The organism is Longimicrobiaceae bacterium (genome assembly GCA_036375715.1).
In the GTDB taxonomy this organism is placed as follows: domain Bacteria; phylum Gemmatimonadota; class Gemmatimonadetes; order Longimicrobiales; family Longimicrobiaceae; genus DASVBS01.
On record DASVBS010000020.1, the window covers coordinates 1 to 20,880 of the forward strand.

Here is a 20,880-nt window from a genome sequence, read left to right on the forward strand (position 1 = left end):
CTCCTCCGCGCCCAGCACCGAATCCCACAGTCGATTCAGGAAGCCGTGCGGCCCGGTGATGCCCGCCTCGCGGAAGTCCCCTCCCTCCTGGTAGGGGCCCAGGAACATCAGGTAGGTCCGGAAGGTGTCTGCCCCGAACCTTTCGATGTACTCGTCGGGGACCACGACGTTCCCGCGCGACTTCGACATCTTAGCCCCGTCCTTGATGATCAGGCCGTGGGCGCGGAAGCGCTGGAACGGCTCCTCGAAGTCGATCAGACCGAGGTCCTTCAGCGCCATGGTGACGAAGCGCGCGTAGAGCAGGTGCAGCACGGCGTGCTCGTTCCCTCCGATGTAGCTGTGCACCGGCAGCCACATCCGGGTGAGCTCCGGGTCGAATGGCAGCGCGTCGTTGCTCGCGGACGGGTAGCGCAGGAAGTACCAGGCCGAATCCAGGAACGTGTCCGAGACGTCGGTCTCCCGTCGCGCTTTACCCCCACACGAGGGGCACTCCGTTAGATACCACTCACTGTGGCGCGCGAGCGGCGAGATCCCGGACGCGTCGGGCCGGTAATCCTCGACATAGGGGAGCTGCACCGGCAGCTCGTCTTCCGGTACCGGTACGATGCCGCAGGCGTCGCAGTAGAGGATGGGGATCGGCGGCCCCCAGTACCGCTGACGTGAGATGCACCAGTCGTGGAGCCGGTAATTCACCTGCGGTTCGGCCAGCCCCTGACGACCCAGCTCCTCCACGATCGCCCGGGCCCCGTCCTTCCAATCCAGGCCATCGAAGCGACCGGAGTTCACCAGCGTGCCCGGCCCGACGTACGCTTCCTCGAGCGGCGTATCCGCCGTCTCCCCCTCCGCCGCGATCACGCGGCGGATCGGCAGGCCGAACTTGCTTGCGAACTCGAAGTCGCGCTCGTCGTGCCCCGGGACTGCCATGATGGCGCCCGTCCCGTACTCCATCAGCACGTAGTCGGCGATCCAGACCGGGATCTCCTCCCCCGTCGCGGGATTCACCGCCTTGGCGCCGGTGTCTACACCAGTCTTCTCCTTGTCCGTCTTCTTCCGGGTCACCAGATCCATGGAGGCAGCCCGGCTGCGGTACCCCCTCACGGCTTCTTCGCAATCCGGGGTGGTGATCCGGTCGACCAGCGGGTGCTCCGGAGCCAGGACCATGTAGGTGGCGCCGAAGATCGTGTCCGGCCGCGTGGTGAACACCTCGATGACCGGCCGCTCGGGATGGAGCTGCGCCGGTTGGTGCCGATCCTCGGCCACCCGGGGTCGCGCCAGGGGGAAGCGGATTCGCGCCCCCTCGCTGCGACCGATCCAGTTCTCCTGCGCCTTACGGGTGGTCTCCGACCAGTCGATCCAGGACAGGTTGTCGAGCAGCCGTGGGGCGTACTCGGTGATGCGGAAGAACCACTGCGACAGGTTCCGCATCTCCACCGGGGTGCCGCACCGCTCGCAGGCGCCGCCGATCACCTGCTCGTTAGCCAGCACGGTGTTGCAGGAGGGGCACCAGTTCACCGGCGCCTCCTTCTTCACCGCCAGCCCCGCCTTGAAGAGCTGCAGGAAGAGCCACTGCGTCCAGCGGTAGTACTCCGGGCTGGTCGTGTCGACCGTGTGGTTCCAGTCGTACATGAAGCCGACCCGCTTCAGCTGGCGCGTGAACCGCTCGATGTTCTGCGGGATCAGCTCCATCGGGTGGGTGCCGACCTTGAGGGCAAAGTTCTCCGAGTGGATGCCGAAGGCATCGAAACCGATCGGCTCGAAGACGTCGTACCCGCACAGCCGCTTGTACCGGCCGTAGATGTCCGCGCCCGTGAAGGCGTAGATGTTCCCCACGTGCAGGCCTTCAGCCGACGGGTAGGGGAACATCATCAGGTTGTAGAACGGCCGCCCGTTCCTCCCCCGTTCGCGGAGCTCCTCGTCGGTGTAGCTGTTGACCCCGCGCTCGGCCCAGCGCGCCTGCCACTTCCGCTCGACTTCCGCGGGCGAATAGGTAGCCGTCTCCGGATGATCGGTCATGACGATCCGTTCCAACGTGCTCGGCGCACACCTCCCGTACGGAGGGACGCCGCGGGAGAAAAGCAGATAACCCCGCGCCAGCAACCCTGCTGCGCGGCCTGGAAGCTAATCAGTGACGCAACCCGCGTGAAGAACGGGGCCCGTCGTGCGGGACCCTTTCGAGCGGAGCCCTTTTGATACACCGACGTTGAGGCAGTGGTTCGAACCCGGCGATTGGCTGATCGCTCGAGCCACCGATACGCTCCAGCGGGGGGCACCACCGGCGTTCTGCGCAACGTGGCCGGCGGTTCATGCCGGCGATCTGGAGGGTCTAGGGGTCTCCGCCCTCATTTGCGGGTGGATCCGAACTGTCGCCGGCGAGTCCGTCTGAATTGTCGCTGGCGGGCGAATCCGCACCACCAGTCGCGTATGGATCCGTACCGTCGCTCGCAGACGAATCCGCACTATCGCTGGCGGGCGGATCCATCGACCGTATCAGCCGCTCAACCGCGGCGTAGGGGTCGTCCCGCCGTTCCCGAGCGGAGGCCAGGATGACCTCGAGAGTGCGGCGAAGGTCGCCTCCCATCCGCCGGTAGAGCTCCTCGAAGAGGTCGAGGCGGTGATAATATAGCCGGCGTGAGAGTAGCGTGGCGTTGTTGAGCGGGATGCGCAGGAAGCTCTCGTAGCTGAGCAGAGTCAGGCGCGGGCGTACCTCGGTCCGGAACTTCTCTCGCGCACGCTCGAAGATCTCCTCGCGCCGGGCGAGCTTCTCCGGCGTCCCGATATCCGACCGGTTGTAGAGGGAATCGAGCTCCGTCACCAGCCGGTCCAGGAACTCCCCGTATACGAGCTGGTCCCGCCAGGCCGCGCGCGCCTCAGTACACTCCGGGGCCTCCGTCCCCATCCTCGCGCAGAAGAAAGCCACCGCCCCGCGGCTGCCCACGAATTCTGCCAGGCTCTCGTTGAAGGCGGCCTGACCCGGCACGTACATCGTGTTGTGAGTCAGCTCGTGGATCACGGTCCCGGCAAGGGTCACCGAGTCGTAGCGGAGCAGCGGTGAGACCAGGGGATCGTTGAACCACCCCAGCGTACTGAAAGCGGAGGTCGGACGGAGGTAGGTATCCAACCCCTTCCGTTCCAGGTTGCGAATCGCCTCACGGGCCTTGCGTTCGCTGAAGTACCCCTTGTACGGAACGTGCCCGACGATGGGGAACCACCAGGTGTACGGCTCAAAACGGTCGCGGTAGGCGGCGGAGATGATCAGCGCGAGGGTGTCGGAGTCGAGTCGGGAGAAGGTGGTGTAGCTGTCCCCCGCGTCGAGCCCGAGCGAATCTACCGCGAATTGACGCGCCGCGAGCACCAGGCGGAGCTTCTCGCGCGTTTCGGGGGGTGTGGTGGTGTCGCGGACCAGCTTCGCGATCGACTGTCGGCGGCTGAGGATCTTCGCCTCCTCGTACCCCGCGCGCAGCACGTAGAACGGCGAGCAGCCGGCGAAGGTGCATAACCCCACCAGCAGTAGCGCCGTGCTATACCGCCAGAGGGCTCGGCGGAACGGCGTTCCCGCGGTCGCGAACGGCCCGCCAGAACCCGCTGTCCTCGCTTCAGATTTCATCCCCCCATGCCGATCCTGACAGGGTGCATAGAAGTTTGGTCCTGCCCGATCATTCTCGCTGTAATCGACCCATGGCGCGAAAATATCAGAACGCCACTCCCAGCGGCCATACCATCCTGGTGATCGATGACAGCCCGGACATCGTGCAATCGTGCCGGTCGCTGCTCGAGGCCGAGGGCCACCGCGTTCTCACCGCCACGGACGGGCCATCGGGAATCGCCCTGGCGGAGCGCGAGCATCCCCACCTCATCCTCGTCGACTTCTTCATGCCGGGAATGACCGGGGAGGAAGTGGTACGTGCGATCCGCTCCCGCGACCGCCTCGTCCAGATCATCCTGCAGACGGGGTACTCCGGAGAGAAGCCGGCGCGCATGATGCTCCGCCAGCTGGATATCCAGGGATATCACGACAAGGGCGCGGGGGCGGAGCAGCTTCTGCTCTGGGTGGATTCCGCGCTCAAAGCCTATCGTAGCGCTCTTTCTACGGAGAAGCACCGGCTGGGGCTCCAGTACATCCTGGACATCACCCCGGACCTCCATCGCCTGCAGCCGGTCGACGAGCTCCTGCAGGGGCTTCTCTGGCAGGTGGAAGGGCTGGTGGGCGCCGAAAACTGCTTCCTCGCCACCTACTCCTCCCCGGAGCTGGCCAGGGTCGCGGCTACGGCCGCCAAGACGGAGTCGCTCGAGGGCTTCGTGGCGCTCGCCGATCGGGATGAGCAGCGGACGCAGATGGAGATTCGGGTGGGCACCGGCCGCTTTCGGCCGGGAATCTCGACCGAGTCGCTGCCGGAGCCGGAACGCAGGCTCGTGCGAGAGGCGATGGAGACGGGACGGATCAGCTTCAGCGGTGGCGTGAGCGTGCTCCCGCTGCGCCTCGGCTCCCAGATGCTGGGGGCGATCTTCATCGACCGCCGCCCGGACTACGAGCGGGATCGCGAGCTGCTGGAGATCTTCGCCACCCAGGCCGCCTCTGCGCTGCAGAGTGCCTTGCTGTACGGCGAGAACACGATGCTGTACGACCTGGCGACCAAGGACCCCACCTCGGGCGTCTTCCTGCGGGGGTACGCGATGCAGCAGTTCCAGCAGCAGCTCAAGCGGAGCTACCGCAACAGCCTGCCGCTGTCGGTCCTGATGATGGACCTGGACAAGTTCAAGCCCATCAACGACACGTACGGCCACCTCGCGGGTGACCGGGCCCTGCACGTCGTGGGGCAGCTATTGAGCCGCTCCGTCCGGGAAACCGACTGCGTGGCCCGCTATGGCGGCGACGAGTTCATCGCCATCCTGCCCGACACGCCAGCCGAGGGCGCCGAAATCGTCGCGCGGCGGGTCATGGCCGCGGTCAACGGCGCGCTGGTGCGGACGGAGCGCGGGACCTTTACGGTGCACATGAGCGTGGGCGCCGCCACCCTGCTGCCGATGAACGACGGGCCCAGGTACAATCTGCTGCAGCCCGACGTGCTCGACCGGGTCTCGGGCGAGCTGATCGCCCGAGCGGACGCGGCGCTGTACGTGAGGAAGGGGACCGGAGAGCTCGCCGAAGTGGCCCAGATCACCTGGGACGAGGCGGTGCTGGACTGCGCGGCCTGAGCCGCGAAGTGTAAAGACCCCGGGCCCGCCGCAACGCCCGGACGCGGCGCAGACCCCGCCGCACCCCAAGCCGGCCGCAGACAGCCGACGCAGACCGCAGCGAGCTATTCGGGCAAGCCCTCCAGCTCGGCCGTCGCCTCGGTCTGCCGGCGAGCCACCTCCCGCATGAACTCCAGCAACAACTCTAGCTCGCTGTCGTCGTAGCGGGCGTACAGCCCCTCGAGGCGCCGAGCCAGCCCTTCGAAGTAGGCGCCGATAAAGGATCGCGCCGCGGCTTCGTCCAGACGGACCACCACCCGTCTCCCGTCTTCAGGATCCCGCTCCCGCCGCAGCCACCCGCCTCGCTCCAGCCGGTCCAGGATCCCGGTGACCGACGGCCGGGCGAGCCCCGACCGCTCCGCCAGCTCCCCCGCGGTCTGCGGACCGTAACGCTCCAGCAGGCCCAAGGTCTTCCAGTCACTCGGACCCAGACCGAGCTTCGCTGCCATCGCCGTGTGAAACATCACGGCCGCATCGCTCATCGCCCTGCCGGCAGCCGATAGCTCTTTCAGCAGCTCCTCGCGTCGAGACTTCTCGCGAGGCGCCGTTTCGCGACGCGACTTCGGTCGTTCCCCTCTTGACAACTCACCCTCCCGTTAATTAGTTAGTTCGCTCGAACGAAATAAGGTACGAAGCCGTACTCGCAGTCAAGGAGGTTCCCATGCGAGCGATCGTGATTGGAGGCGGCATAGGCGGGCCGGTGGCGGCGGCGGCCCTGCGGCAGGCGGGGCTCGAGGCGGAGGTCTTTGAAGCGGCGGAGGGACCCGCGGAGACGGAGGGGCTCTTCCTCACCATCGCCGTGAACGGCCTGCGCGTGCTGCGGCAACTGGATCTTCTCGATCCCCTGCTGCGGGCGGATTTGATTCCCACGCCCACCCTCGAGTTCATCAGCTCGAACGGGAAGCGCCTGGGAGCAGTCTCTGCCGGGTGGCTCGACGGTGAAGTGCCGAGCCCCACGCTGATGCGCGGCACCCTTCAGAAGGTACTCGCCGACCAGGCGACCGGCCGCGGAATCGAGATCCACTACGGCCGCAGGCTGGTGGATTACCGCGAGAAGCCGGATGGAGTGGTCGCACGCTTCGCCGACGGTAGCGTAGTGGAGGGCGATCTCCTGGTCGGCGCTGACGGGATTCGCAGCCGAGTGCGGGCAGTCATGGATCCCTCTGCGCCCGCTCCGAGCTACACCGGGCTGCTGAACCTGGGAGGCATCGTGCGGAGCTCGGGTCTCGCACCCACGCCGCACACGATGCGGATGATGTGGGGGAGATTCGCCTTCTTCGGCTACACGGTTCGTCCCGACGGCGAGGCCTGGTGGTTCGCCAACGCCAGCCGTGATAGGGAACCCGCCCGCGGCGAGCTGGACGCAATCTCGACGGACGCCTGGAAGGCCCAGCTGCGTGAGCTCTTCGGTAGGGATGCGGCGTTCGTGCTCGAGCTGATCGAGGCGACCCCGCACATCGGGGCCTTCCCCATCCACGACATGCCGAGCCTGTCCACCTGGCACAGCAAGCGGGTCGTGTTGCTGGGAGACGCCGCGCACGCGGTCTCGCCGAGCGCGGGGCAGGGAGCCTCGATGGCGCTGGAGGACGCCCTGATGCTTGCTCACGCCCTGCGCCGCCACGGCAGGATCGACGATGCGCTGGCGGCGTACGAGGCCGCGCGCAGGCCGCGCGCCGAGCGCGTTGTGGCTAGCGGCCGCCGCCGTGGGGCCTACAAGGCGCCGAAGTCCTGGCTTGCCTTGAAGACGCGCGACCTCATCATGCCCGCGGCGCTGCGGCTGTTCGCGCGCGAAGGGGCGATGTCGTGGGTCCACGACTACCGCATCGACTGGGCGGGTCCAGGCGAGTTGGCGCCGGCGGCGGCGTCCAGCACCACCTCCACGCGGTTCCACCCGCGGACCGAATTGACACGGTAGATGGCGGTAGCGCGCTCCAGCTCCTCGGGGCGTAGGATCCTCTCGCGAACGCTGCCCTCCTCCAGCAGCGCGCGACGCATCACCCCGGGGAGCAACCCACAACGAAGCGGCGGAGTCCAGTGCTCGTCCTCGAGCTGGACGACCAGGTTGCCGTTGGCGAACTCGGTGAGCTCACCGCGCTCGTTGACCATCAGCACCTCGTCGAATCCCGGCCGCTCCGAGAGACGACGCTCGTACGGCTCACGCAGGGTCGTCTTGTGGAAGAGGAATACGTCGTCGCTGCGAACCGGCTCGGCCGCGATGCGTGCGAAGAGCGGCTCTGGCTGTGGAGCGAAGGGAGAGCTCTCCACCGACAATGACCCTTCCGACGAGAGGAGCAGCCGCACCCGGCGGGGATCCGGCTGCCCCTCCGTCGCCGCAGCCAGAGCCGCCCGCGCTTCTGCCGGGTCGAAGGGGTAACCGAAGTAGGCGGCGGAGGCGGCCAGGCGGTCCAGGTGCTGCTCCAGCAGACGATACCCGCTCGCCGGATCGTATAGCAGCGTCTCGAGCAGGGAGAATGGGGGGATGCGGTGGGTGGTGAACGCGGCCTTCTGGAGGCACTCCGCGTACTCCGCGGCGGGCGTCGAATCGTAGGTGATGCCGCTCCCCACCCCCATTTCGAGCCGACCGCCCTCGAACATCAGCAGCGTGCGGATCGGCACGTTGAAGACGACCTCCTCCGGCGTCACGAATCCCACCGCGCCCGTGTACACCCCGCGCGGAGTGCCTTCCAACTCTGCGATGATCTCCATGGTCCGCACCTTGGGTGCTCCGGTCACGGAGCCGCTGGGGAACAGCGCCCGGAAGAGGTCGTACAGCGTGAGGTCGGGACGAGTGCGGGCCCGAATCGTCGTGGTGAGCTGGTGAACCGTCGGATAGGATTCGACCTCGAAGAGGCGGGTCACCTGCACCGAGCCGAACTCCGCTACCCGGCCGGCGTCGTTGCGTAGCAGGTCCACGATCATGAGGTTCTCCGCCCGCTCCTTCCCGGAGCGACGGAGCGCTTCCGCCAACCTGCGGTCCTCGGCCGGCCAGCGACCACGCCGGCAGGTGCCCTTCATCGGTCGCAGCTCCAGCTCATCCCCCGACCAGCGGAAGAAGAGCTCCGGCGAGATGGAGAGGACCGAGACGCCGGGGAGCCGCAGCAGGGCGCAATAGGCGGCCCGTTGAGCGTGTCCAAGGGTGGCGTACAGATCGAAATCGGAGCCCCCTTCGGGCGCCGTGCCCTGCAGCTGGAAGGTGAGGTTCACCTGGTAGGTATCGCCCGCCGCGATCCACTCTCGGACGCGCGCGACTCTCCGCGCGTATTCATCGCTCGCCAGGCTCGCCGTCCAGGGTGGTTCTACGGCGGAGAGGGTCGCTGCAGAAGGCGACGGCGGCCTCACCTCGCGGCGCTCACCGAAAAGGCCGAACCAGAGCAGGGGCAGATCGGTCCGCGCGGGCCGCGTCGTGAGCTTTGGATCGATCGCGGAGGCTGCCTCGTAGGTCACGAACCCTCCCGCGTAGGCTCCCCCCGCTACCACGTTCTCCAACGCGCGCAGGGCGGGCTCCACCTCCGTGGACCGCCACGCCTCGATCACCCCCAGGGGTCTCGACAGCTCCCATCCGCGCCCACCTGCATGAAAGGCGTCGAAGCGCGCGTATGGCTCCCTCTGTTGCTGCTTCATCGAAAAACGCTCCGACATCCATGCCACCAGCGAGGGGGGGGAGGAACCAGCTCTCGCCGTTCCGACCTCCGGTAAGTGGCTGATCGGAAGGGTGAAGCGCGCCCTCCCCCGTGCCGATACTGAACACGGTGCGACGCAATTCGCTCGGCCGGAAGGGAAGCTAGCATAGACCGGCTTTCCGCAGTACGCAAACCCTGTCAGCCCGTCGTTCATGACCCCCGCACTGTCCGCTCAGGCGCCCCGCCTTTCGCCCTTGCATGCCATCGAATCCTTCCGGGAGAGAATCGGCGACTGGTCCGACGGCTACGGCGTCGCCGCGGAAGCTACTGCCTTTCTGGCCGACCAGTTGGCCTCCCCGACGGTGCACATCTACCGCATCGAGCCGATCGCCAACGAGCTGGTCCTCCTCGGACGCTCCGGGAACGGGGAGCGTCGAGGCGAAGCCGTCGGGATGCGACGGCGAGCCGGAACCGGTGTGCTCGCGCGCGCCCTCGCGCAGAAGAGCACACAGAAGGTCCTGAACTCGTACGTGGAGGCCGATTTCGTCAGCAGCCTTCCCGGACAGACGCGATCGGAGGTGGCGGTGCCGGTAATCTCCGGGGAGGTGGTGGTGGGTCTCGTCCACCTTGTATACGAGGGCGGTGCACGACCGCAGGGCGAGGATGTCGATCTGGCGGAGATGGTGGCGGTCCAGCTCGTACCGGTGCTGGAAGGGGCCGGCGCCGATGCGGTGCGCGGCCGGGAGGGGATCATTACCTATGCTTCCCGGCTGGCGAGCCTGCTCGCGAGCAGCGAGGACCTTCCCACTGCACTGCAGCTGGTCGCGGAAGGAGTCCTGGAACTGACCTCCGCCGGCGGCGCCCTGCTCCTCTTCCGCCACGGCAGCCGCCAGGCGCTGGAGCTGGCGGCGTCGGCGGGATCGGTACCTTCCCTCCCCGACGGTCTGATCCCGATGGAGGGAACGATCTTCGGCGAGGTGGTGCGCTCCGGCCGCTCCCGCGCCTGGTGCCGCGCGAGCGGTGACGAGGCGCTCTTCGGGGCGGGAGAGGCGGAGGACGAGGTCCAGAATGCGCTGGTCGTGCCGCTGGTCGCCGCGGGCAAGACTTTCGGGGCGCTCGCCGCCATCAATCGACGCGACGGTGGCAGCTATGCTCCCACCGAAGTCGAAAACCTTCACCTGCTGGCGCGCCACGCCGCCCCCATCGAGCCGATGCGGCAGATCGGCCCCCTTCGGCGGATGCTCTCCGACAATTCGTTGATTGCCGAGGTGGGACGGGCGGTCACCGGCACACTCGGTCTGGACGAGGTCCTCGGGCTGGTGGTTCGCGCTGCCGAGATGCTGGTGGGCGCACGCGGAGTGGCGCTGGGTCTGATCACTGAAGACGGTGAGCACCTGAAGCTCGCCGCTACTAGAGGTACCCTGAGCTCCAGCCAGGGCCAGTCGGTTCCGATACAGGGCACGCTCATGGGGTGGAGCGTCGCCACGGCGTCTCCGGCGATCTCCCCCTGCGTCTCCGATGACCCGCGGGGCTTCGTCCACGACATCCGTCACGGGCCAGGCGTGGTGCTGCCGCTCGAGTCCCGAGCGCGCATCTGGGGTGCGCTCATGGTCACCCGCGCCGAGGGCGCTCCGCCCCCTTCGGACGAGGACCTGGACGCGCTAAGAAAGCTGACGGGCTACGCCTCGATCGCGATCGACAACGCCCAGCTCTATCGCGAGCAGACCGACCTCTCCCGCGCGCTGCGGGCGCAGACGGAGGAGCTGAAGCGAGCCTACTCCGAGCTGCGCGAGAGCCAGGAGCGGCTGGTCGTGTCCGAGAAGATGGCGGCGCTCGGTCGCATCACCGCTGGCATCGCCCACGAGATCAATTCGCCGCTGGGCGGCATCCTCAACTGCCTACAGCTCGCAAACTCGTACGCCAGCGAGTACCAGGCGTCCATCGGGGATCCCGAAGTTACCGCCGAGGATCACGCGGCCATCGCGCACGACTTGCTGGAGGCCATCCGCATGGCGGAAGCGGCCACGCGCAAGGTCGCACAGTTCGTGCGCACGATCAAAGGGCAGACCCGCACCGGCGAGGAGACCGTTCACGCCGCCTTCGGCGTGGCCGAAGAGATCGACACAGTGGTGACGCTGCTCGGCCACGAGCTTCGCAATCGCCACGTGCAGGTGCTGACCGAGGTCGAGCCGGACCTTACGCTGGTCGGCGACCGTGGCAAGTTCTCGTTGATTCTCCAGAACCTCATCAGCAACGCGGTCGACGCCTACGAGGGCGAAGCGGGCGACGTGTGGGTGCGAGCCCGTAATGAAGCCGGCTCGGTGGTCCTCGAGATCGATGACAAGGGTTGTGGCATCCCCGAGGCCATTCGGCCGAAGATCTTCGACTATCTGTTCACCACCAAGGACGTGGGCAAAGGGACGGGGCTCGGCCTGTCGATCGTGCACAGCATCGTCACCTCTCACTTCCACGGGGACATCTCGGTGGTCAGTGAACCCGGGGTGGGCACCCGGTTCACCGTGCGCTTTCCTCCCCTCACCCCGGATCAGAAGTAATGGCGCGCAAATACAGCTCGTCTGTCCAGAGCTCGGGTTACACCCTGCTCGTCATCGACGACAGCCCGGACATCCTGGCGTCGACCCGAGCTTTATTGGAGGCTGAGGGGCACCGCGTGATCACCGCGCCGGACGGACCTGCGGGAATCGAGGCCTTCAACCGCGAACCCATTCAGCTCATCCTGGTCGACTACTTCATGCCCGGGATGACGGGCGAGGAGGTGGTGCGGGAGATCAGGAAGCGCGACCAGCTCGTTCAGATCATCCTCCAGACCGGATACTCGGGTGAGAAGCCCGCCCGGGTGATGCTGCGCGAGCTCGATATCCAGGGGTACCACGACAAAGGGGATGGGGCGGAGCGGCTACTGCTCTGGGTGGACTGCGCCCTCAAGACGTATCGCCACGTACTGGCGATGGAGAAGAACCGCAAAGGGCTGCGCTACATCCTGGACCTCACCCCCGAGCTGCACCGCCTGCAGCCGATGGACGACCTCCTCGAGGGGCTCCTGTGGCAGGTCGAGGCGCTGCTCGGCGCCGACAACTCCTTCGTTGCCACGGTCAATCCCGAGGCGTCCACGCCGAGGCTCGCGGGCGGAAGCAGCGAGGGCTTCGTGGCGCTGGTCGACAACACCGACATGCACATCCGCTTCGGCACCGGCCGCTATCACGGCGCCGACAAGACCGCGGCCCTGTCGGACGGTGAGCAGAGGCTGATCCAGGAGGCACTCCAGCGGGGCGCAGCGTGCGTCGAAGATGAGGCCAGCGCCGTACCCCTCATCCTGGGCAGCCGGACCGTCGGCGTCATCTACCTCGATCGCCGCACCGGTCAGGGGCGCGATCGGGAGCTCCTGGAGATCTTCGCCAACCAGGCTGCGGCCGCGGTGCAGAATTCGCTTCTGTACGACATGGCCACGCTGGACTCCCTCACCGGGGCGTACCTGCGCGGCTTCGCCATCCAGCAGCTCCGCCATGCGCTGAAACGTAGCCTCCGACGGGGAGACGAGCTCTCGCTGCTGATGATCGACCTCGACCGGTTCAAGCAGATCAACGACCGGTATGGTCACCCCGCGGGCGACCGGGCTCTTTCCACGGTAGGCCGCTTCCTCTGCGAATGCGTCCGGGAGAGCGATATCGTCGGCCGCTACGGCGGCGACGAGTTCATCGTGATCCTGCCGGATACTACCGCGGCGGGCGCCGCCATGGCGGCCCAGCGCCTGCTGGATCGCGGCGCGGACCTGCGTGTGGAGGTCGAGGGGACTTCGATCCCCATCCATCTGAGCGTCGGCATCGGCACCGTCTCCCTGGCAACCGATGGAGACGAGCCGCTGCTCGGCGACGATACCCTGGTCGAGACGATCGCGGAGGGGCTCATCGCGCACGCGGACCGCGCCCTCTACTCCGCCAAAGGCACCGGCCGCCCCGGCGAGAGCACGCCGATCTCCTGGAAGCAGCTGCTATCGGCGCGAGCCGCCTGAGACAGGCGCAGGTCGGTCCCCGGTACGCCGCTTGCACCTTCGCCGTCCCTCAGCCGGCTCGCACCGATTTCGGACAACCAGAGCCCGGGAGGTTGGTCATGGCCCTCTTCTATGATCGCGACTACGGATACGACCGCGATTACGGACGGCGCTGGGAGCGGGAGCGCCCTCGCGGTTTCCGCGGCTACTCCCCCTGGAGCGACGTACCTGAAAGCCACGAATCCGGCCCGGAATGGGAGCGTTGGCGCTACGACCGCGGCTTCCGCGGGGAGCCCCGCCATCCGCGGATGTGGAGCGGCGAGCGCTACGACGCGGAGTATCGCGGCCGCTGGGAGAGGGATGTCGGTGACCCCTTCAATGACCGCGGCACGCACACTCCGTTTCGTGTGACCCGGGGCCGATTTCGCGGTGCCGATCAGCGGGATTACGGCTGGGACGCCGACTACGATCGCGACTACTCCGCCAACCCGATGGGGTACGATCCCTATGAAGAGCCCCCCGGCCGGCGTGGTCGCAGGTATGGAGGGCGGTGGAGATACGATCGGGGCTTTCGCGGGTACTGAAAGCTAGGCTTCACCGACTCCGAAACCCGCTGCGAAAGAAGTGCCGCCTCCAGTTCACTGAAGGCGGCGCTTTCCTTTGTCGGTACGGCAGCAAACTCGACGGTAAACAGACAACACTGCCCGCTGCGGAGACCAGGCGGACCCGCTCCTCAACTCTTCCCCATCCTCCGCTTCAGCTCCTGCAGCCGGGCCTCAACCTCCTCGGCTGACGGGGCCGAGCTGCCGGGATGCGGAGGAGTGTCATCGAGGTCTTCCAGCGCCTCGGCGTACGCGCTGTTGCCGCCGACCTTCTCGGCCATCCGCTCCCACTCGTCGAAAGAGCGCGCGGCGTCATCCGCGACAGAGCGGATCCGCTCCCCCGCGTAAGCTCGACGTAGCCGAGCGACGAGCTCGTAGCGGTTCGCCTCCGCCTCCTGGTACTGGCGCTTCATGTCCTCGGCTTCCTTGCGACGGAGGGCCAGCTCCGCCTCGGTGGCCGATATCTTCTGCTCCAGTACCACGATGCGCTCGCGGTGGCGGGTCGCGAACTCCTCCGCGACCCGTACCGTCTCCGCGTCGTTGATACGGCTGGCCAGCTGGCCACGCCGCTCCGTCCGCTCCAGCTCCTCCCGCTCGCTCACCAGCCGCGCGCGCATGCGCTCCAGATCCTCCTCCAGACGGGGAATGAGCGCGCGCGCCTCCACCAGCTCCCGCCGCATGGAGCTGAGCAGGTGGGCGACCTCGTCCTCGGGCTCACGCTTGTTGAGCTCGGCACGGAAGGCCGCGAGGCTCTCCTTGAACAGCTTCTGGAGGTCTTCGAACATGGCCACGAACATAGTGTTCGGCGACCCCGCCGGCCAGCCTCACCGATCGCTTCCCGCCGGGCGGGAGTAGGTTGGGGGTCCGACTCTTGCTCGATCGGGCCCTCGGGAACCCTTCTGCGGAGCCACATGACGACCGATAACGCCGCGATACCCGATATGACGCCCAGGGGCGGCCTCACTCGCGAGGAGCAGAAGTCGGTCACCCACGGCGACTTCTGGATTCCCGAAGAGGAGCGCGAGAAGTACAAGCGGGCGCTCGATGCACTGAACCGCGAAGGGATTCCCTACGTGGTGAGCGGAGCGTACGCGATCTACGAGCATACCGGCATCTACCGGGAGACCAAGGATCTCGACCTCTTCCTGGACCCCGGCCACATCGTCGAGGCGGCGCGGGTACTCCGCGCTGCAGGCTTCGTGACCCGCCTGGAGCAGCCTCACTGGTTGGCCAAGGCTACCCTCGGCGAGCATTTCGTCGACCTCATCTTCGGCATGGGGAATGGCCTCGCGCTCATCGACGAGGACTGGTACCGGTACAGCAAGCCCGCCATCCTCGCCGCCCGACCCGTGCGGGTTTCGCCCGTGGAAGAGCTGATCTGGCATCGACTCTTCATCAGCGAGCGTCATCGGCAGGACATGGCGGACATCGTCCACCTCATCCTCTGTCAGGGCACCCACATCGACTGGAATCGACTGGTGCGCAAGACCGGCGAGCACTGGCCGCTGCTGCTCTCCCAGCTGCAGACGTTCACCTACGTGTATCCCGAGGCGCGGGACAGAGTCCCCACGGCGGTGATCGAATCGCTACTCGACCGCGCCCGCGAGGACCTGCGGCGAGAGCGGTCCGGCGAGTCGATGACTCGTGGCCCCCTCATCTCCCGCTTCAGCTTCGCGATCGACGTGAACGAGTGGGGTATGCGGGACCTGCGCGACGAATACGTTCGACGTACCGAGCAGCTGCCGATCATCCAGCAGATCGCGACGGCCGACGTGTGGGACGAGCGGTCGGAGATGTCCGCCGATTACCTGCGACGATACCAGCTATGACGGAGGGTCCGCGCCGAGACGGCCCCGGCGAATCCGGCCGCCCCGCACTTCCTCCCGAGCGCGAGCGGCGCAAGCGGGATCGGCGTCGCGCTGTCGTGCGCGTGGCCGCCGTGGGCGACTTCCATTCCTCGGAGAGTACCGCTGGCGCCTATCGCGACCACTTCGCCCGCGTCAATGCCGAGGCCGACGTGCTCCTGCTGGCGGGGGACCTCACCAACTGGGGCACGCCGGCGGAGATGCGTGTGACCGTGGCAGAGCTCGCCGACGTGGACATCCCGATCGTTGCCGTCCTCGGCAACCACGATCACGAAGCCGGCGAGACCGAAACCGTCTGCGAGATCCTTCGAGACCGGGGCATCCACGTGCTCGACGGGGACACCTATGTACTGAACGATCAGGTCGGAATCGCGGGAGTGAAGGGATACATGGGAGGGTTCGGCCGTCGAGCGCTCACCGCGTTTGGCGAGGCTCTCACCAAGAACTTCGTAGCCTCGTGCCTCGAGGAGGTGCAGAAGCTCGAGCTGGCGCTGCGACGACTGTCCACGCCCACCCGCATTGCCCTGCTGCACTATGCGCCCGTGGTGGATACGGTGATCGGTGAGCCGGAGCAGATCTACCCCTTCCTCGGGACCGATCGCCTGGCGGAGCCGCTCGATCGCTTCGAGGTTTCGGTCGCCTTCCACGGCCATGCGCACCACGGCACCTTCGAGGGCCGCACGGCCGGCGGCGTCCCCGTCTACAACGTCTCCCACCACCTCATCCGCCGAGAGGGCCGGGGGGATATGTATTTCGTTTATGAGATTCCGCTGGGGGAGGGAGTGGGAAGCCAGGAGCCAGAAGCCAGAAGCCAGGAGGAGGGAGTTAAGCGCTAGGAGGTAGAAGTTCCTCAACTCCTAACTCCTCCAGTCCTCCGCTTCCTCCGCGGCCTTACCTCCCCGTCCAGAAGCCTCATCAGCGCCGCCTCCTCCGGGTAGTAGTCCACCGGCGACTCCGCCTCCACCGGCCGTGGCGCCTTCCGCATCACTCGCTCGATCGTCTGTCCCTTCAGGTACCGTTCGACGACCGTGGGATGGATGTAGGCGCTGCGGCACACGGACGGCGTGTTGCCCAGCTCGCTCGAGACGAGCTTGCACATCAGCACCACGTTCTTCTCCGCCTCGCGCTTGGTTCTGGCCGGACCCAGGTCAGCCAGGATGGTGGCCGCGCGCAGCGTCCCGCCCCAGGTCCGGATGTCCTTCGAGGTGTACCGCTCCCCCAGGATCTCCTTCAGATAGCGGTTCACGTCCTGGGCGGTCACATCGCGCACGGTCCCATCCTCGTCCACATACCTGAAGAGCCGCTCACCCGGGAGCTCGAGCAGCTCGCGGATGATCTCCACGAGCGGGGTTGCGGCGACCACCCGCCGCTGATCGATGCTGCGCTTGCCGCGGTAGCTGAAGGAGAGATTGTTGCCCTCGATGGCCAGGTGGCGCTTCTGCAGCGTGGCGATGCCGAAGGTTCGGTTCCGCACCGCGTAGCGCTCGCTGCCCACCCGGAAGAAGGCGCGCACCATCAACCGGACCACTGTCGCGAGCACCTTCTCGCGCCCGAGCCCCTCCTGTTTCAGGTGCTGGTTGGTGACGTCCCGCAGGCGGGGAAGCGCGCGGGCAAAGGAGAGAAGCTTGCGGTATTTGCGCCTCGCGTTCCGGCGCACGAAGGTGGGGTTGTAGATGTACTGCCTCCTCCCGGCGGCGTCGATGCCAATCGCCTGCACCTTCGCGCCCGCGGCGGGCGCGATCCGCACCTCGGTCCAGGCCGGGGGGATCGCCAGCGAGCGGATCCGGGCCAGGGCGTTTTCATCGGCGATCGGTGTGCCGTCGGGGGCGAGGTAGTCGAATCCCTCCTGCTGCGTGCCCACCCGGCGCCACATCTTTCTCTCCCGTGCGGACTCGTTGGGCGCCATGGCTCAGCTCGCCTCCTCGTCCGCCTTCCCCACCCCGCGCAGCAGGTCGGGCGGAGGGAGCCCGTGCTCGCCCCCCTCCATCGCTCCCGCCATGGAGGATTGGCTGTCGTGCAGCCCGCCCCCCGGCTCGCCCCGGCGATGCACCCGGTAGGTGGGATGGGCGAGCTCCACCGAGGGCTCCGCCGCGAAGGCCGCGAGGATTCGACGGCTGACCAGGTCGACCGTACCGCGATGTCGGCGCACGGCAGTCAGGAAGCGCAGCGTCAGCTCGATACCGGTGCCGGAGATGGTGATGTACACGATCGGCGTCAAGGTACCGTACTTGAAGGCGTAACGCTGCTCCAGCCGGCGAAAGCCAGCCTCCAGCTCCGGCCCGAGCTCCTGATGGACCTCATCGCCGATCTCCCGCATCAGCTCCTCGGCGCGCCTCCAGTCGCTCTCGAAGGTGATGGTCACGCGCACCTCCTGCCACGCCCATGGATTCTCGGCACCCTGGAAGTGCACCTGGTCGGAGAGCAGACGATAGTTGGGGATGGAGACCAGCCGGCCGCTCGACTGGCGGCCGTAGACGATCGTCCCCACTTCCAGCACGGTGGTCTTGAGCACGCCGATGTCGACCACATCGCCCAGCACGCCGTTTACTTCGATGCGACTGCCCACGTCGATCCCCGATCGACCGGAGATGTACAGCCAGCCGACCACGGACTTCAGCACGTCCTGCAAGGCGACCGCAATTCCGGCCAGCAGCACCGCGAGGACCGTCCCCAGGCCTTGCAGTGAATCCGCAAAGAGGGCGACGCCGCAGACGACGAGCAGGAAGGCAGCGGCGTAGCTGCTCCACTTCTGCAGGATGTGCCGACGGTTGATGTCCTCGATGTTCTCGCGGATGAGGCGGCGGATCAGGCGGGTCACGGCGTAAACCACGACCACCATCACCACGAACGCCACCAGCTTCTCGCCGAGATCGTGCAGGTATAGGTCCCGCCAGCGCTCGAGGGTCTGCGGGAGGGGGAGGGCCACGCTGTCGGGCTGCGGGATTGGTAAGGTCCCCTGGATCATGGCGGGCGTGGCTCGCGATTCTGGTGCCAGAGGGCGAGTCAGCGCACGGTGAAGGTGCCGCTACGGGCCTCGAGGCGCCGGGTGGGAAGCCCGATCACGCGCACCAGCAGTCGACGGAGGCCGCTCTCCACCGCGCTCTCAGGCGAGGCGCGCCCCTCCACCGCCGGACCCACGTCGCCTTGCAGCCACCGTCGCAACTCCTCGAGGTCGGAGAGCGACAACGTCTCCACCTCCAGGCGCGCAAGGTAGTAGAATCGGCCCCTTCGTGGGGGTCGGAGATTGACGCGAAGTTGTGCCCCTACGGCGGCTTCCGCCTGACTCAGGGTGGCAAAATGACGCTCACCGTTCGGTGCGGTGAGGCTGTAGGTTCGGTCGAGGGGATCCTGGGTCAGGGCGAACGCAACCTCCTGCTCCCCCGCTAGCCGATCGAAGAAGCGATTCTCCCACAGCTCCACTCGCAGGCGAAAACGTAGCGGGAGGCCGGACTCGAGCGCGCGGCGGAGCGCGGGATCCCTCAGCAGCCCGACCGCATCGATCACGGGCACGTAACCCTGCTCGGGCGGCGCCTGCCGGATCTGCAGCCGCGCGGTGGCCTGCGCGGCGGCGTACGAGGTGAGGCAGAGGAGGGCCAGCGCGAGGCCGAAGAGAACCCTACCGGCCCGGTGGAGAGCGATCAAAAGCGCGGGCCGAGTCGGATGAACGCATTCAGACCGCCCGAGCCGGATAGCGGCAACGCCACGAACGCCCCGACGCGGCCGATCATCAGTCCCGCCCCGACGTCGACGGAGAGAGGCTCATCCGTGCTGCTGTCCAGATTCCAGCCCCGCCCCGCGTCGACGAAGACGATCCAGTCGGGTGCGAACTCCCAGGTGGGCTCCGCGGCGACCCCGACTTCCTCATCGTCGTCGTCCATCCACGGCGCCGAATCCCAGCGCATGCGGAAGGTGAAGCGGCCGCGGTACTCCGCCTGGAAGAGGGCAAAGGCATCGCATCCGTAACGCGGGAAGTAGGCGGCAGCCTCGGGATCGTCCACGTCGGCCAGGGAACGATGCACCGTGCGCGACCGCGCGCCGCAATCCAGGCTGAACAGGTCATATCCCGGAAGCGTGCCCTCGCCCCCCATGGCATGCTGGTATTGCGGCGGCAGCGGCTCGCCGCTCAGCGAGCCGCCGAGCAGAAGTCGAAAGTTCAGGCGGGAGCGCGGGTCCACCCGATTGTACCGACGGATGTCGATGAAGCCGGCGGAGAACCGGCCAAAGCTTTCGCCCGCGTCGACCAGCAGATTGGGCCCCTCGGGCTCCGGTCCTTCAGGCGCGAAGGATTCCGGGTAGATCAGGTCCCCGGTCAGCCCCTGATCGATATGGCCGCGCAGGTACCAGCCGGTGGATGGCTCGAGCGGATCGCTGCGGGTATCGAAGGCGCCGGAGAGGCGTGCAATCGTGACCTTTCCCTCTCCGACCAGCGGCTCGGGGCGCCACTCCTCGGCGTTACGGAAGATGGACCAGGGGCTTCCGGAGGCAAGCGACCGATGGCGCTCGTAGCGAAGCGCTGCAGTGAGGGAGAAGGGTGTCCGGTCGCTGCTCCAGGTCGTGAACAGGCTCACGCCCTCACGCTCGAAATGGTCTCGGAAGTCCCGGTGCAGAAAGAAGGTGGAGAGTCCGCTCTCCAGGTCGGTCATCTGCCAGGCCTCGATCGGCTCCACCAGCGAGTGGGCGGTCGCTCCGATACGCAGCTCCTGTCGCCCGCCTAGGAACTGCTCCGCCTGGACGTAATAGCCCAGGTCGTCGGTGTCGATGCGGATCCCCGTTTCGGTGCGGTAGATGGCCAGGGCGTGCACGCGCAGCGGGTTCGATCCCTCGGTCCGCACCCTTGGACCGAAGGTGATCGGCAGCCCCTCCACGCGGTTGTAGCTATCCCCGGTCGCGATCAGAAAGTCGCTCCGCCCCCACTCGAACGCATTGGAGAAGCCAATTCCCCCTCGGGGACGCTCGGCGCGGACCAGATCACCGTTGCTGCGGCGGTACCGGAGCCTCTCCGCGTACGTGGTGACTGCACCACTGATCGTCGCGTTCTCGAGACCGCCGACCCGTCCTCCCACGACCGTCACATTCCCACCCACCGACGCTCCCTGCTCCAGCTGCAGGTCACCGTTCACCACGAGCACGTCTCCGGTGATCCGACCCGCCAACGTCAAGGGTCCCTCCAGCACGGATACACTTCCCACAATGGTATCGCCGGCGGACACGGTGGCCGTGCCGATCAAGCGCAGGCGGAGGGGGTCGTTGAAGACGGCCACCACCGAGTCCGCCACCTGGTCGGGCAGCTCCAGCGTGCTGATGGAGTCTGCTCCGACCGGCTCGACGGGCTCCTGCGCTCGCAGGACAGCGGGGAGCAACAGCACGAGCGCGAGGCCAAGCGGCGCAACCTTCCGCATACGGCCTCCAGAATGGGGTACGAGGCGGGACAACCGCCCGCCCGGGTGGGCACGCCCCATGCCGGGCGACCTGCGATCGCAAGCCCTTGTCGATACCATATTTGCATCTGCCAAAGGAAGGGTCCGTGCTTCCTCCGCGTGTCGATGGGACAC

General features: G+C 67.1%; 16 protein-coding genes. 7 read left to right on the top strand and 9 right to left on the bottom strand.

Translation table 11 applies throughout. From position 1 onward, the window contains the following. Both leuS and VF167_02660 read right to left on the bottom strand, forming a co-directional pair. On the bottom strand, positions 1 to 2,013 hold a 2,013-nt coding region (gene leuS / locus VF167_02655; GenBank protein ID HEX6924298.1), incomplete at its 3' end, for a leucine--tRNA ligase. 310 nt (positions 2,014 to 2,323) lie between these two features. Next, positions 2,324 to 3,604 (bottom strand): aminopeptidase, encoded by a 1,281-nt coding sequence (locus tag VF167_02660; GenBank protein HEX6924299.1) that lies wholly within the window; start codon positions 3,602 to 3,604, stop codon positions 2,324 to 2,326. 71 nt (positions 3,605 to 3,675) lie between these two features. Here VF167_02660 and VF167_02665 point away from each other — a divergent pair, with 71 nt between their 5' ends. Next, positions 3,676 to 5,193, top strand: a complete 1,518-nt coding sequence (locus tag VF167_02665; protein ID HEX6924300.1) for a diguanylate cyclase — start codon at positions 3,676 to 3,678, stop codon at positions 5,191 to 5,193. A gap of 104 nt (positions 5,194 to 5,297) precedes the next feature. Here the strand turns inward: VF167_02665 and VF167_02670 are convergent, their stop codons facing one another. Further along, positions 5,298 to 5,714 (bottom strand): MarR family transcriptional regulator, encoded by a 417-nt coding sequence (locus VF167_02670; protein ID HEX6924301.1) that lies wholly within the window; start codon positions 5,712 to 5,714, stop codon positions 5,298 to 5,300. A 179-nt stretch (positions 5,715 to 5,893) separates the two neighbouring features. Here VF167_02670 and VF167_02675 point away from each other — a divergent pair, with 179 nt between their 5' ends. Further along, entirely contained in the window at positions 5,894 to 7,147 is a 1,254-nt protein-coding gene (locus VF167_02675; protein ID HEX6924302.1) for an FAD-dependent monooxygenase, read from the top strand. Here VF167_02675 and pabB read toward each other — a convergent pair. Then, a complete protein-coding gene (pabB, locus tag VF167_02680; protein HEX6924303.1) occupies positions 7,048 to 8,853 on the bottom strand; it encodes an aminodeoxychorismate synthase component I in 1,806 nt (601 codons plus the stop codon). The two genes, VF167_02675 and pabB, sit on opposite strands and share 100 nt — an antisense overlap. 253 nt (positions 8,854 to 9,106) lie before the next feature. Here pabB and VF167_02685 point away from each other — a divergent pair, with 253 nt between their 5' ends. From VF167_02685 to VF167_02695, 3 genes are all read left to right on the top strand, one after another. Beyond that, a complete protein-coding gene (locus VF167_02685; protein ID HEX6924304.1) occupies positions 9,107 to 11,407 on the top strand; it encodes a GAF domain-containing protein in 2,301 nt (766 codons plus the stop codon). Continuing rightward, entirely contained in the window at positions 11,407 to 12,882 is a 1,476-nt protein-coding gene (locus VF167_02690) for a diguanylate cyclase (GenBank protein HEX6924305.1), read from the top strand. The genes VF167_02685 and VF167_02690 overlap by 1 nt, the downstream gene beginning before the upstream one ends. 98 nt (positions 12,883 to 12,980) lie before the next feature. Further along, positions 12,981 to 13,445, top strand: a complete 465-nt coding sequence (locus tag VF167_02695; GenBank protein HEX6924306.1) for a hypothetical protein — start codon at positions 12,981 to 12,983, stop codon at positions 13,443 to 13,445. A gap of 149 nt (positions 13,446 to 13,594) precedes the next feature. On the opposite strand, the gene VF167_02700 is transcribed toward VF167_02695, so the two are convergent. Beyond that, entirely contained in the window at positions 13,595 to 14,248 is a 654-nt protein-coding gene (locus VF167_02700) for a hypothetical protein (GenBank protein ID HEX6924307.1), read from the bottom strand. A gap of 126 nt (positions 14,249 to 14,374) precedes the next feature. Between VF167_02700 and VF167_02705 the strand changes: the two genes are divergently transcribed. Continuing rightward, the gene (locus tag VF167_02705; protein HEX6924308.1) at positions 14,375 to 15,292 is read left to right on the top strand and encodes a hypothetical protein; all 918 of its coding nucleotides are present in this window, start codon (positions 14,375 to 14,377) and stop codon (positions 15,290 to 15,292) included. Continuing rightward, positions 15,289 to 16,164 carry a metallophosphoesterase gene (locus VF167_02710; GenBank protein ID HEX6924309.1) on the top strand — a complete coding sequence of 292 codons (876 nt, stop codon included), beginning with the start codon at positions 15,289 to 15,291 and terminating at the stop codon, positions 16,162 to 16,164. Before VF167_02705 ends, VF167_02710 begins: the two co-directional genes overlap by 4 nt. A gap of 14 nt (positions 16,165 to 16,178) precedes the next feature. Here VF167_02710 and VF167_02715 read toward each other — a convergent pair whose 3' ends face one another. From VF167_02715 to VF167_02730, 4 genes are read right to left on the bottom strand one after another with little or no spacing between them, the layout of a single operon-like run. Further along, positions 16,179 to 17,234: a hypothetical protein gene (locus VF167_02715; protein HEX6924310.1), complete on the bottom strand. Its 1,056-nt coding sequence runs from the start codon at positions 17,232 to 17,234 to the stop codon at positions 16,179 to 16,181. A gap of 3 nt (positions 17,235 to 17,237) precedes the next feature. Further along, on the bottom strand, positions 17,238 to 18,293 hold the full coding sequence (locus VF167_02720) for a mechanosensitive ion channel domain-containing protein (protein ID HEX6924311.1): 1,056 nt from the start codon (positions 18,291 to 18,293) through the stop codon (positions 17,238 to 17,240). 38 nt (positions 18,294 to 18,331) lie between these two features. Then, complete coding sequence (locus VF167_02725) at positions 18,332 to 18,970, bottom strand: DUF4390 domain-containing protein (GenBank protein HEX6924312.1); 639 nt, start codon at positions 18,968 to 18,970, stop codon at positions 18,332 to 18,334. Then, positions 18,967 to 20,727, bottom strand: a complete 1,761-nt coding sequence (locus VF167_02730; protein HEX6924313.1) for a hypothetical protein — start codon at positions 20,725 to 20,727, stop codon at positions 18,967 to 18,969. Before VF167_02730 ends, VF167_02725 begins: the two co-directional genes overlap by 4 nt. Between the last annotated feature and the right edge of the window lie 153 nt (positions 20,728 to 20,880).